13 protein-coding genes are annotated in these 12,452 nt (G+C 30.2%); 8 read left to right on the plus strand and 5 right to left on the minus strand.

The window, feature by feature from the left end; genetic code table 11:
* The 4 genes from trxC to CRV03_RS02255 all read right to left on the minus strand — a co-directional run bounded on the left by trxC (nt 1) and on the right by CRV03_RS02255 (nt 2,773).
* On the minus strand, nt 1-432 hold the full coding sequence (gene trxC, locus CRV03_RS02240) for a thioredoxin TrxC (RefSeq protein WP_258238979.1): 432 nt from the start codon (nt 430-432) through the stop codon (nt 1-3).
* Between the two features lie 3 nt (nt 433-435).
* Entirely contained in the window at nt 436-675 is a 240-nt protein-coding gene (locus CRV03_RS02245) for a hypothetical protein (RefSeq protein WP_129083511.1), read from the minus strand.
* Nucleotides 662-1,165 (minus strand): putative metalloprotease CJM1_0395 family protein, encoded by a 504-nt coding sequence (locus CRV03_RS02250; RefSeq protein WP_129083512.1) that lies wholly within the window; start codon nt 1,163-1,165, stop codon nt 662-664. Before CRV03_RS02250 ends, CRV03_RS02245 begins: the two co-directional genes overlap by 14 nt.
* Before the next feature lie 63 nt (nt 1,166-1,228).
* A complete protein-coding gene (locus CRV03_RS02255; protein WP_129083513.1) occupies nt 1,229-2,773 on the minus strand; it encodes a SulP family inorganic anion transporter in 1,545 nt (514 codons plus the stop codon).
* Between the two features lie 106 nt (nt 2,774-2,879).
* Between CRV03_RS02255 and CRV03_RS02260 the strand changes: the two genes are divergently transcribed.
* From CRV03_RS02260 to CRV03_RS02270, 3 genes are read left to right on the plus strand one after another with little or no spacing between them, the layout of a single operon-like run.
* On the plus strand, nt 2,880-3,992 hold the full coding sequence (locus CRV03_RS02260; RefSeq protein ID WP_129083514.1) for a GGDEF domain-containing protein: 1,113 nt from the start codon (nt 2,880-2,882) through the stop codon (nt 3,990-3,992).
* Nucleotides 3,993-4,550 carry a phosphatidylcholine/phosphatidylserine synthase gene (locus CRV03_RS02265; RefSeq protein WP_129083515.1) on the plus strand — a complete coding sequence of 186 codons (558 nt, stop codon included), beginning with the start codon at nt 3,993-3,995 and terminating at the stop codon, nt 4,548-4,550. It abuts the gene before it with no gap.
* Entirely contained in the window at nt 4,551-5,459 is a 909-nt protein-coding gene (locus tag CRV03_RS02270; protein WP_129083516.1) for an exopolyphosphatase, read from the plus strand.
* Here the strand turns inward: CRV03_RS02270 and CRV03_RS02275 are convergent.
* Complete coding sequence (locus tag CRV03_RS02275; protein WP_129083517.1) at nt 5,448-6,260, minus strand: hypothetical protein; 813 nt, start codon at nt 6,258-6,260, stop codon at nt 5,448-5,450. The two genes, CRV03_RS02270 and CRV03_RS02275, sit on opposite strands and share 12 nt — an antisense overlap.
* Before the next feature lie 153 nt (nt 6,261-6,413).
* On the opposite strand from CRV03_RS02275, the gene CRV03_RS02280 reads away from it, so the two are divergent.
* From CRV03_RS02280 to hpf, 5 genes are all read left to right on the plus strand, one after another.
* The gene (locus tag CRV03_RS02280; RefSeq protein ID WP_129083518.1) at nt 6,414-8,108 is read left to right on the plus strand and encodes an acetolactate synthase large subunit; all 1,695 of its coding nucleotides are present in this window, start codon (nt 6,414-6,416) and stop codon (nt 8,106-8,108) included.
* Nucleotides 8,101-8,598: an acetolactate synthase small subunit gene (gene ilvN, locus CRV03_RS02285; RefSeq protein ID WP_129083519.1), complete on the plus strand. Its 498-nt coding sequence runs from the start codon at nt 8,101-8,103 to the stop codon at nt 8,596-8,598. The genes CRV03_RS02280 and ilvN overlap by 8 nt, the downstream gene beginning before the upstream one ends.
* Before the next feature lie 8 nt (nt 8,599-8,606).
* Nucleotides 8,607-9,554: a UDP-3-O-(3-hydroxymyristoyl)glucosamine N-acyltransferase gene (gene lpxD / locus CRV03_RS02290; RefSeq protein ID WP_129083520.1), complete on the plus strand. Its 948-nt coding sequence runs from the start codon at nt 8,607-8,609 to the stop codon at nt 9,552-9,554.
* Between the two features lie 10 nt (nt 9,555-9,564).
* Complete coding sequence (locus CRV03_RS02295) at nt 9,565-11,799, plus strand: DNA translocase FtsK (protein WP_129083521.1); 2,235 nt, start codon at nt 9,565-9,567, stop codon at nt 11,797-11,799.
* Nucleotides 11,800-11,880: 81 nt separating this feature from the next.
* Complete coding sequence (gene hpf, locus CRV03_RS02300; protein ID WP_129083522.1) at nt 11,881-12,423, plus strand: ribosome hibernation-promoting factor, HPF/YfiA family; 543 nt, start codon at nt 11,881-11,883, stop codon at nt 12,421-12,423.
* Nucleotides 12,424-12,452: the final 29 nt, after the last annotated feature.

Genomic DNA, 12,452 nt, shown 5'->3' on the forward strand with positions numbered 1-12,452 from the left:
CTATAACTGTTCGTTTACTAAATTAGATAATTTAAGTGGGTCTAAGGCTCCACTTACTCTTTTTACTTCACTACCATTTTTATATACAATTAAAGTAGGAATTGATCTTATTTGATATTTTGCACCTAAGTTTTGGTGTTGTTCTGTATTTACTTTTACAAATAGTGCTTTTAATGGATATTTTTGAGCTACTTCATTAAAAATTGGTGCCATCATCTTACATGGTCCACACCATGGAGCCCAAAAGTCTACTATTACAGGAATTTCTGAATTAACAATTACATGGTCAAAGTTTGATTCATCTAATTCAATAGGAGTAGAGTCTAAAAGTGAGTTTTTACAAGAACCACAATTAGCTTTTGAATAAGAGTCTTTTTTTGGAATTTTGTTTACTTTTAAACAATGAGGACATACAACATTGATTTTATCCATTTATTAAGCCTTTAAATTTAGAAGTGTATCTGCAACAGCTTGTTGCATTTCAATTCCCTTTGCATTTGCTTCATAAGCTATTATTTGAGGTATATTTCCTGCAATTGCATCAATCATATCTGCTGTAACTTCCATATTTTCTGGATCTCCAACTACTTGAGCAATAGTAGATAGTTTTTCTGCTGTTTCAGTTACTTGCATTTGTGCTGCAAGCATACCATTTAAATTATTATCTATTCTCATTATTTACTCCTTGAGTATCTTCTTGAGAGTGAAGTAGCATTTTATTTAAGTTTGCTGTTCTTGCAATTTGTGCATCAGCAGAACTTAATTCGCTAGGGGCACTAGAAGCACTTTTTAGTTCTTCTAACTTAGCATTTGCTGCTCCTTCATCTTCAGGCATTGAGGTATCAAGTCTTACTGAACCACCATTTGCATAAAGCTTTCCATCTGGTCCAACATGATAATTATATTGAATAGGTGCTGTTGTAGTCCCATTTGCAGCATGGGCTTGTTCATGGGTTTTAACTTGGGCATCTAAGTTCTTATATTTATCTAAAACTCTATCATAATCTTGTTTATCAAACTTTTCATTAGAAGCATTAGTTTTATCATAATCATCTGAAGCAGCTTTTTCTACTTCTTTTTTATCAATATTAGCTAACTCAGACCTTTTCTGAGCTAGTTGTTGATATATAGATGATGCTGATTGAGAATAAGAATTTAATTCCATGTTAAAACCTTTTTATATTAAAACAATTTTATCAAATTGCCTTTAAAAAGTAAAGCTATTAACTTAATAGTTTATAGCTACCTTATACTTAGGATCGTCTTCTTCATAAGTACAAAATGGACCTGCATCCTTAAGTATTTTTTTACAATCTTCACTTAAGTGTCTAATTGTAAGTTTTTTCCCTGCATCTGCATATTTTTTTGTAATATTATCAATAGCTTCAACACCTGAGATATCCATAACTCTTGCATCTTTAAAGTCTAAAACAATATTTTCAGGGTCATGTTTTGTATCAAATAATTCAAAAAATGAAGTTGTAGAACCAAAGAATAGTGGTCCATCAAATTCATATACTTTTGTGTTATCATCTTCTCTGTAAGTTCTACTTCTTACTTTTGAGTGATTCCAAGCAAATACTAAAGCTGAGATAATAATACCTGTAATAACTGCAATTGCTAAGTCAGCAAAGATAGTAATAACTGTTACTGCAACTAAAACAAACTTATCTGAGTTTGGCATAAATCTAATTCTATTTCCACTTTCCCATTCAAATGTACCAATAGAAACCATAAACATGATTCCTACTAAAACAGCAACTGGAATTAGTGCAATATATGGACTTAGTGCAACAACAAAAGAGATAAGTAAAATAGCAGCAGTGATACCCGAAAGTCTTCCCCAACCACCATTTGAGAAGTTAATAATAGATTGTCCAATCATTGCACAACCTGCCATACCACCAAAGAAACCACAAGTAATATTTCCTGCACCTTGTGCAATACATTCTTGGTTTCCACTTCCTCTTTTTCCACCCATTTCATCTAAAACTGAAAGAGTTAAAAGAGACTCAATTAAACCAACAAGCGCAACTAATACAGAGTAAGGAAGAACCATTAACACAGCATCCATATCAATATGTAGTGTAGGTAGGGCAAAAGATGGTAGATTTCCTGAGATATCAGCTAAATCACCAACTCTTTTTGTATCTAAGTCCATTCCAATAACAACTGCTGAAATAACAACAATAGCTACAAGTCCAGATGGAACTGCTGTAGATACTTTTGGAAAGAATTTAACAATAATCATAGTAAGAGCAACAAGTGCATACATAATCCAACTCTCACCTTTGAATAGTGGGAACTGTGCAAGTGCAATTACAATAGCAAGACCATTTACAAAACCATACATTGCAGGTTGAGGAACAAGTCTAATTAACTTTCCAAGTTTAAAAACACCAATTAAAACTTGAAAAATACCAGCAAGAATTGTAGCTAATAAAATATACTGTAAAATATAAGTAGACAACTCTCCGTTTGCTGTAAGTTGAAGCATTAAATCTTCTGGAATAGACTCTTTAACTTTAACTCCTAATCCAACTAAAACAACTGCAATTGCACCTGTTGCACCTGAAATCATTCCTGCTTTACCACCAACCAATGCAGTAATCAGACCTAAAATAAATGCTGTATATAAACCAACTAAAGGTGATACACCAGCAATAATTGAGAATGCAATAGCTTCTGGAACTAAAGCAATAGCAACAACTATTCCTGATAAAACATCACTCTTAACTGATTTACCAATTATTGTATCTTTTATATTCAACAAAATAAAACCCTTTCTTCTTAAAATCGCGATTGTATCTAAATCATGTTTAAGAATAAGTTAAGCTATTTCATAACCTTTTTTAATACTTATTAGATATAATTTTCCTATGAGAAAAGAGTTTTATAAAAGTGTTGGTTTTAAATTAGCAGTTCTTAGTTTTATTATTTTAGCTTCTTTGTTTACTTCTAGTTTTATGTTTAATTCTCAAATAGACAAACTAAAAAAACAAATAGACTATATATATTTTGGAAATTATATTCCTGTACTAAAACTTCATAGTATAGAAGAAGATTATAATGACTTAATAAAATGTATGAGAACATATAAAAGATGTGAAAGAGACCCCTTTTTTAAATCAATACAAAAAGATTGGAATTACTACAACAACTCTTATAAGGGTATAGAAGAGAGAAAAGTAGTAAATAAAATCAATAAAGATGTAAAAAATTCATTAACTTATAAAACAAAAATAGCTACTTATAAAAAAGTAATCAAAAAAATAGAGTTTTTAAAAGAGTATGAAAAGAAAATTGCCTATAAAAAAAGAGTAGAGTTTCTAAATGAATACTCATCAATGAAAGAGTATCTTTTTTATAATATGATTGCCTTAATTGCAGTATCCTTTCTATTTATCTCTTTTATTATTTATTCAATCATAAAAAAAGACAATCAATTAAAAATCTTAACTAAAAAATATGCCTTAGAATCAATAACTGATTCAATGACAAAACTATACAACAGAAAATATTTTGACAAAATATTTGATAATATGCCATTTATTTCAAACCAAAACTCTTGGCATACTGCTTTTGTGATGTTAGATATTGACTTTTTTAAGCAGTATAATGATACTTATGGACATGATTTAGGAGATGAGACTTTAAAAGCTGTAGCAAAAGAGCTTAAAGAGTATTTCAATAAAGATTATGAATATGTATTTAGACTTGGTGGAGAAGAGTTTGGAGTTATTTTGTTTGATATTGATGAAAAAACTCTAAAAGAATGCCTAAAAGATGTAAATAAAAACATACAATCATTAAATATTGAGCATAAAAATAGTAAAATAGCGAACGTAGTTACCATATCTATTGGTGCTGTTATTTATAAACCATATTCATACACATCTTGTAACAAGCTTTATAAAATAGCTGATGAGTGTTTATATAAATCAAAAGAGAATGGTAGAAATCAGTTTACTATTTATAACGAAGGAGAATAATTGACATTTCTATTTAATAAAAATAGTCATTTTAACTTAGCTAATTTGGCTACTTTTTTTAATATTGCTGCTGGTATGTTAGCAATTTATTATTTAACACATAATAATTTTTTTGCGGCAGCACTTTTTGCTTGGCTTGCAGGTGCTTTTGACATTGTAGATGGGAAGATTGCTAGAAAATATAACTTATCTACAGAGTTTGGTATTCAGTTAGATTCATTTGCTGACTTTTTATCATTTGTGATTGTTCCAACTATGTTTATCTTTTTTGCTGTAATTGACGGAAAAGAATTAATGCTTTCTACACCTTTAGTAGCTTTTGCATTTATCTATTATGTGATTTCTGGTCTTAGAAGGTTAATTCAGTTTAATATTAATGCTCAAGAAGGTGAAGTTGAAAAGTATTTTATCGGTGTTCCAACTCCTTTAGGTGCTATTTTATTATGGGTTGTTTATTTAGTTTGGTTAACTGGACTTATAAACGAAAATATTGTTCTAATTTCAATGATTATCATTGGATATCTTTTAAACTCAAAACTTAAAATTAGACATCCATAGATGAATCAAGTTACTGCTATTGACTTGGGCTCTAACTCTTTTAGAGTCCTAATCTACGATTGTTTAAATAATAAAGTACTTGGTGAACACAATGAAGTTGTAGGTATGGCTGATGGTTTATCTGAAACAAATTGTATTTCAAATGAAGCTCAACAAAGAGTAGTAGATGCGATTAACACTTCTTCTGAAAAGCTAGGATATGACCCAAGTAAAGCTATTTGCGTTACAACTGCTGCAATGAGATTAGCTAATAACTCAACAGAGGTTCTATCTTACTTCAAAAAACAAACAGGTGCACAATTTAAAATTATTGATGGGAAAGAGGAAGCTAGACTTACACTTTTAGCTGTAAAGTATGCTTTAAAAAGAGAAAAAATCAACTCTTCAAAATTTATTTTACTTGATATTGGTGGTGGTTCTACTGAAATAATTGTTAGTGATGAAGATGAGTCTATTTCCCATAGCTTTAATTTTGGAATAGTTACTTTAACTCAAAAGTATGATAATTATGAAGATTTAAATAAAGAGCTACAAGCCCACAAAAAAGATATTAAAAACTTTTTAGAAGAGAATAGTGTAGATACAAAAGATTATACCTTTGTGGCTACTGCTGGGACTCCAACTACAATTGCAGCAATAAAACTTGGGCAAGACTTCTTTCACTATGATAAAGATGCTGTAAATGGTACAAAAATTAAAATAAAAGATTTAGATGAGTGTTTAGAGCTTTTTAGAAACTCTTCAACTTCTACAATTACAAAACTTGTAGGACGTGGTAGAGTCGAGTTTATTGAAGTTGGTGTTTATATTTATAAAACTATATTTGAAGTATTAGATAAAAAAGAGTCTATAGTTTTAGATGATGGTTTAAGAGAGGGTGTAGCTATTAACTCTTGTTTACTTAGATAATAGTCTTACACTTTGCTCTTGCATAATATTTGCTTGTGAAGCAGCTAAATATCCCATATTTGCTGTGACATTTGTTTTAGAGAAGTCATTCATCTCTTGACCAAAATTTATTTCTTCACCTTTTTTTAGGTTCTGCATATTAAGTTTTGATAGCTCCACTTGAGTAGAGATAGAATCCCTTGCACTTGATTCAAGTTTTCCACCTAAATCATTGAATTGATCCTTATACCCTTGAATCTCTTTTTGAGCTAATGCAACTTGCTCTTTTGTTAGGTTTAATGCATCTTCATTGTTAAAATCATTTCTACTAAACTCTTGAGCAAGAGAGTTTGCTATTTGAGGAGTGTTTGGTTTATCAATAGAGTGATAAGCCTCTTTAGTAGAAATTGTAACTGCTAAATTCTCTTCATAGTCATCAAGAGCAATTAGGTTTTCTCTTTGATATTTTGTTTGAAAAGCTTCTTCTTTAAAGTTCATAAGCTCTTTATTTAAATCATTTTTTATTTCATTTTTATTTTGAGTATTCTCATCTAAAGAGTTAAGTTTCTCTTGAATATTATTTAATATCTCTTCTTGTTTATTTAAACCATTTTCAGCTACTTTTGTTATAGCAATCCCAGTATTAAAGGACTGTAAAGATTCTGAAAGTTCATCTCTCTTTTGATTATAGTCATTAATTGTTAGATGTAAAAAGTCACTACTAGTGTCTTGAACTTTTGAGGACCCATTAGCTTTATTAAGTTGATAATCAGAAGAACTATTTAACGAAGCAATATTATTGTTTACATTATTAATATCCATCAAAACCTCTTAAAGTAGATTAATTATTATACATTTTACCAAAAAAATAATAAATCTAAGCTAAACTTAAAATTAATCATAAAATTGCTTATTAAACTGCTATTAATCAATACTTCTGTATAATCTTTGATTATTTTATAAAAGGAAAAGACAATGAGAATAACTGGCGCAAAAATGGTTACAGAATCATTAAAAGAGGAAGGGGTAGATGTAGTATTTGGATACCCTGGTGGCGCTATTATGAATGTCTATGACGAAATTTATAAGCAGAGTTTTTTTCAACATATTTTAACTAGACACGAGCAAGCAGCAATTCATGCTGCTGAAGGTTTTGCGAAATCTACTGGTAAAGTAGGTGTTGCTATTGTAACAAGTGGACCTGGTTTCACAAATGCAGTAACAGGACTAGCAGATGCATATATGGATTCAGTTCCAATGGTTGTTATCTCAGGACAAGTTCCAACAACAATCATAGGTACAGATGGATTCCAAGAAATAGATGCAGTTGGTATTAGTAGACCATGTACAAAACATAACTATCTAGTAAATGATATTAAAGATTTACCAAGAATTATAAAAGAGGCATTTCATATAGCAGCAACGGGAAGACCTGGTCCTGTCCATATTGATATTCCTAAAGATATTACAGCAGAGGTTGCTAACTTTGAATATCCTAAAGAAGTGGATATTCCAACATACAAACCTACAGTTAATTACAATAAAAGACAATTAAAAAAGGCAATGGATGCAATTGCAAAATCTAAAAAGCCTTTATTATACGTTGGTGGTGGTGCAATTTTAGCAAATTGTGCTTATGAGATTAGAGAGTTTGCAAAAATGACAAACATTCCTGTTGTTGAAACACTTATGGCTAGAGGTGTTATGGGTGATGAGAATGATTTATTCATGGGAATGTTAGGTATGCATGGAGAGTTTGCAGCAAATATGGCAGCACATGATACTGATTGTATTATCTCTTTAGGTGCAAGATTTGATGATAGGGTTACAGGAAGACTTGATGAGTTTGCTAAAAAAGCAAAAGTAATTCATGTAGATGTTGACCCAACTTCAATTGGTAAATTAGTTGATACTAACTTTCCAATTGTTGGGGATTTAAAAGTTACTGTAGAAGGTATGATTGAAGCTGCAAAAGAGATGGAGTTTAATGAGTATACAAACTGGGTTTCTTTATTAAGAGACTATAGAGAAAAAGAGCCATTAAGATACCAAGACTCTGATGCTGTTATTAAACCTCAATGGGCTATTGAAAGAGTTGGTCAAACATTAGGTGAAAATGCAATTATCTCTACAGATGTTGGTCAACACCAAATGTGGACAGCACAGTTTTATCCATTCTCTTTCCCTAGACAATGGAATACTTCAGGTGGTTTAGGAACTATGGGATTCGGACTTCCTGGAGCAATGGGTGTTGCTAGAGGTAACCCAGACAAAGTATCTATTAACTTCACTGGTGATGGTTCAATTTTAATGAACATCCAAGAGTTAATGACTTGTGTTGAATACAATTTGCCAGTAATTAATATTATTCTAAATAATAACTATTTAGGAATGGTAAGACAATGGCAAACACTATTCTATGAAAATAGATTATCTGAAACAGATTTAAGTGCACAACCTGACTTTAAAAAGCTTGTAGAAGCATTTGGAGGAAATGGTTATAGAGTAACAACTAAAAAAGAGTTTGATGAAGCTCTAAAAGATGCAGTTGAAAAGAAAAAACCTGCAATGATTGATGTTATTGTAGCAAGAGATGAGATTGTATTACCAATGGTTCCAAATGGACACGCATTAAATGAAATGACTTTATTAGGAGATAGCAATGAATAATTTTAATCACTATTATGATTCAGAAACAACAAGACAGGTTATCTCTGTAATCGTTATTAATGAACATAATGTTTTATCTAGAATTGTAGGGCTTTTCTCTGCAAGAGGATATAATATTGATTCTTTAACAGTAGCACCTATGAGTGGTTCAAAATACTCAAGAATGACTATTGTTACAACAGGAAGCAAAAGAGTTATTGATCAAATTGTTAAACAATTAAATAAATTAATTCCTGTTTTAAAAGTAAATGAACACCAAAATGTTATTGAAAAAGAGACTGTTTTAATCAAAATACCAATTGAACAACCTCTTAGTGATATTGAAGTAATTGCAAGAGCATATAATGGTCATATCCAAAATGTTACAGATGATGCAATTGTTATCTCTGCAACTGATGCACCAAGTAGAATTGCAAACTTTACAAATATTATGAATAAATACAAGCCACTAGAAGTAGTAAAAAGTGGTGTTGTAGCAATGGAAAGATAGGAAAAGATTTGATTTTATCTGATATATTAGAAAAAATAGATATTAGTTTAGACTCTAAGCTCGAAGTTTTTGGCTTAAATACACTTTTAGATGCAAATGCAAATGAAGTCTCTTTTTTAGAGAATAAAAAGTACGTTAATGATTTATCTAAAACTAAAGCAGGAGCTGTTTTAGTAAAAGAAGAGTTTGCAAAAGATGTTCCAGAAGGTACAATTGCAATTATTTGTGAAGAACCATACTTAACTTTAGCTAGGTTAAGTAAGTTCTTTGCACCTAAAGTAGTAGAAACTAAAGGGAATGATTGCCTTGTAGGTGAAAATACAAACATCATGCCTAATGTTTATTTAGGAAAAGACTCAAAAGTAGGTAAAAACTGTACTATTATGTCTGGAAGTTTCATTGGAGATAATGTATCTATTGGAGATAACACAATTATCTATCCTAATGTATCAGTTTATAGGGATTGTACAATTGGAGATGATTGTATAATCCATGCAGGAACTGTTATAGGAAGTGATGGTTTTGGATTTGCACACACACAAACTGGAAAATATATTAAGATTTATCAAAATGGTAATGTAACAGTTGGAAATGATGTTGAAATTGGTTCTAATTGTTGTATCGATAGAGCAGCATTTAATTCAACAATCATTGGAAATGGTGTTAGACTTGATAATTTAGTTCATATTGCACACAACTGTGTTTTAAAAGATGGATGTATCTTAACAGGTCAAGTAGGGCTTTCTGGTTCTACTATTTTAAATGAATATGTAATTATGGGTGGACAAAGTGCTACAGCTGGACATCTTGAAATAGCACCTTTTACAACAATTGCAGCTCGTGGTGGGGTAACTAAATCAATTACGGAACCAAAGAAACAATGGGCAGGTTTTCCACTGTTTGAACATAGACAATGGTTAAAACTACAAAGTAGAATTGCAAAATTATTAAAATAAAGGCTTCAAAATTTTAAAGAAGATTTTTTCACTAATCATACTTTTTTTAATTGTATATTTTGAATATGCAACTTTCATATCAGATAAAAGTAGTGTAGGGCAAATAGGTTCTGTATTTGCTAACTTTTCTCACACTAATTTTGGATTTTTATCATATGGTTATTTATTATTACTATTAGTGCCACTTTATATTATTAACTTTAAAGAAAATTTTGATTGGAATGATTTTTCTATAAAAACTGTTTCAATTTTCTTATTATTGATTACTCTTTTAACTTTCCAGTCTTTAGTTGTAGATGGAAAACTAAGTGGTGAAATAGGTAACTATATTGTTGACTCAATGATGCCATTTATCGGGGTTGCCGGCCTTTGGATATTCGTTATTATTGGTTTTGTAATCTCATTTTTAATTCTTCTCGAAGACATGAGTTTTAATATTGATATTGAAAAAATAACTCCAAATTTCAAAAAAGTAGACACTACATCTAAACCTAAAAGAATCTCTAGCAGAAAAAAAGAGAAAAGAGAAAGAAAACAAGCTCCTGCAAAAGAAGAGAAGGTTTCTATTCAAGAAGAGGAAGAGATTCCTGAAATAGTAATTGATGAGAGTGCAGAGAGTATTACTGATATTAAAGTTGATGACTTAAATATTATCTCTTTAGACCAAGAAGACTTAAATAAAGAAGAAGTAAAAGAGATAAATATCTCTTCAGTTGAAGAAGAAATCTCTGATATCACAGTAGTTGAAGATAGTACTTCTCATGGAATTATTGTAGATGAATTAGAAGAAAATAAAAAACTTCTAGAAGATATTGAATTAGGTAAAACTGAAAAGCCAAAAGATTTTGAGCTACCACCAACTAAATTCTTCCAAAATGCACCAAAAGATAAAAAATCAAAAATATCTGAAGGTGTGATTGATCAAAAGATTGAAGATTTATTAGAAAAACTTTTAATGTTTAAAATTGAAGGTGATGTTGTAAGAACTTATACAGGTCCAGTTGTTACTACATTTGAGTTTAAACCAGCTCCAAATGTAAAGGTTTCAAAAATTTTAAATCTTCAAGATGATTTAGCAATGGCCTTAAAAGCTCAAACAATAAGAATTCAAGCTCCAATTCCAGGAAAAGATGTTGTTGGAATTGAGGTTCCAAATGAAGACATGCAAACAATTTTTATTAGAGAACTTTTAGAGAGTGAGATTTTCCAAAACTCTAAATCACCATTAACAATGGTTTTAGGTAAAGATATTGTTGGAAAACCATTTATTACAGACTTGAAGAAATTACCACATTTACTTATTGCTGGAACTACAGGTTCTGGTAAATCTGTAGGTATTAATGCAATGATTTTATCATTATTGTATAAGAACTCTCCAGATAATCTAAGACTTGTAATGATTGATCCAAAAATGCTAGAGTTTTCAATGTATAATGATATTCCGCATCTTTTAACTCCTGTTATTACAAAGCCAACTGATGCAATTAATGCTTTATCAAATATGGTTGCTGAGATGGAAAGAAGATATACTTTAATGTCTCAAACAAAAACTAAAAATATTGAAAACTATAATGAAAAAGCTAAAAAAGAAGGTTATGATAAAATCCCTTATATTGTTGTAGTTATTGATGAGTTAGCTGATTTAATGATGACAAGTGGAAAAGATGTAGAACACTCTATTGCAAGACTTGCTCAAATGGCAAGAGCTAGTGGTATTCACTTAATTGTAGCAACACAAAGACCTTCTGTTGATGTTGTAACAGGTCTTATTAAAGCAAACCTACCATCTAGACTATCATATAAAGTAGGTCAAAAAGTTGATTCAAAAATCATCTTAGACTCTTTAGGTGCTGAATCATTACTTGGACGTGGAGATATGTTGTTTACACCTCCTGGTACTTCAAATATTGTAAGAATTCATGCTCCTTGGTCAAAAGAGGATGAAATTGAAGCTGTAGTTGACTTCTTAAAGTACCAAAGAGAAGTAGAATATGATATGAACTTTGTAAAGGATAGAAATACTTCTGATATTGCAGGTGCAACTGGTGTTGAGCTTGGAGAATTAGATGAACTTTATGAAGATGCAAAATTAGTTGTTTTAAATGATAAAAAAACATCTATTTCATATATTCAAAGAAAACTAAGAATAGGGTACAACAGAGCGGCTACAATTGTAGAACAATTAGAACAAACAGGTGTTTTAAGTGAAGCAAATGCTAAAGGTAACAGAGAAATATTAATTTAATTCATCAATCTTGTATTATAAATGCTGTTTTTATATATTTTGTGCTAGAATTATTTTAATTATAAAGCAAAGGAGTATGTTATGAATACAAGTATTGTAGGAAGACACATAGAATTAACAGAGCCAATTAAAGATTACGTTAATAGCTCAATCGAAATTTTCAAAAAATATAATTTAGATATTATATCTGTTAATGCAATTATTGCACAAGAAGAAAAAAATGGTAGAAAAGCTTTTACTTTTGAATTCACTTTAAATATTGCACATTTAGATACTGTAGTTGTAAAACAAAAAGATAAAGATTTATATGCAGCGATTGATATTGCTGTAGATAGAGTATCAAAAGTTTTAAGAAGACATCATGATAAAATTACTGGTCATAAAGCAACTAAGCTTACTGAAGTAGTTTCTCAAGAGATTGAAGATGAAATTGCTAATGAACTAGATAAATTAGATTCTGAAATCTTCCCTGTAAGACTTACTTCTTACAAACCAATGGATATTGAAGAGGCATTAACTGAATTAAAAGAGTCAGATGCTATCTTTAAAGTATTCTATGACAAAGATGATAATATGAGAGTATTATACAAATCAAAAGACGAAGGTAAATTTGGATTATATTAAGATATAATCTAGTTTACTAATATAAGGTA

This window comes from Arcobacter sp. F155, assembly GCF_004116455.1.
Classification (GTDB): Bacteria; Campylobacterota; Campylobacteria; order Campylobacterales; family Arcobacteraceae; genus Halarcobacter.

What these genes read in the sequence shown, in the direction of transcription:
- trxC (WP_258238979.1), bottom strand. Translation starts at nt 432, where the DNA reads ATGGATAAAATCAATGTTGTATGTCCTCATTGTTTAAAAGTAAACAAA.
- CRV03_RS02245 (WP_129083511.1), bottom strand. Translation starts at nt 675, where the DNA reads ATGAGAATAGATAATAATTTAAATGGTATGCTTGCAGCACAAATGCAA.
- CRV03_RS02250 (WP_129083512.1), bottom strand. Translation starts at nt 1,165, where the DNA reads ATGGAATTAAATTCTTATTCTCAATCAGCATCATCTATATATCAACAA.
- CRV03_RS02260 (WP_129083514.1), top strand. Translation starts at nt 2,880, where the DNA reads ATGAGAAAAGAGTTTTATAAAAGTGTTGGTTTTAAATTAGCAGTTCTT.
- CRV03_RS02270 (WP_129083516.1), top strand. Translation starts at nt 4,551, where the DNA reads ATGAATCAAGTTACTGCTATTGACTTGGGCTCTAACTCTTTTAGAGTC.
- CRV03_RS02275 (WP_129083517.1), bottom strand. Translation starts at nt 6,260, where the DNA reads ATGGATATTAATAATGTAAACAATAATATTGCTTCGTTAAATAGTTCT.
- CRV03_RS02280 (WP_129083518.1), top strand. Translation starts at nt 6,414, where the DNA reads ATGAGAATAACTGGCGCAAAAATGGTTACAGAATCATTAAAAGAGGAA.
- ilvN (WP_129083519.1), top strand. Translation starts at nt 8,101, where the DNA reads ATGAATAATTTTAATCACTATTATGATTCAGAAACAACAAGACAGGTT.
- hpf (WP_129083522.1), top strand. Translation starts at nt 11,881, where the DNA reads ATGAATACAAGTATTGTAGGAAGACACATAGAATTAACAGAGCCAATT.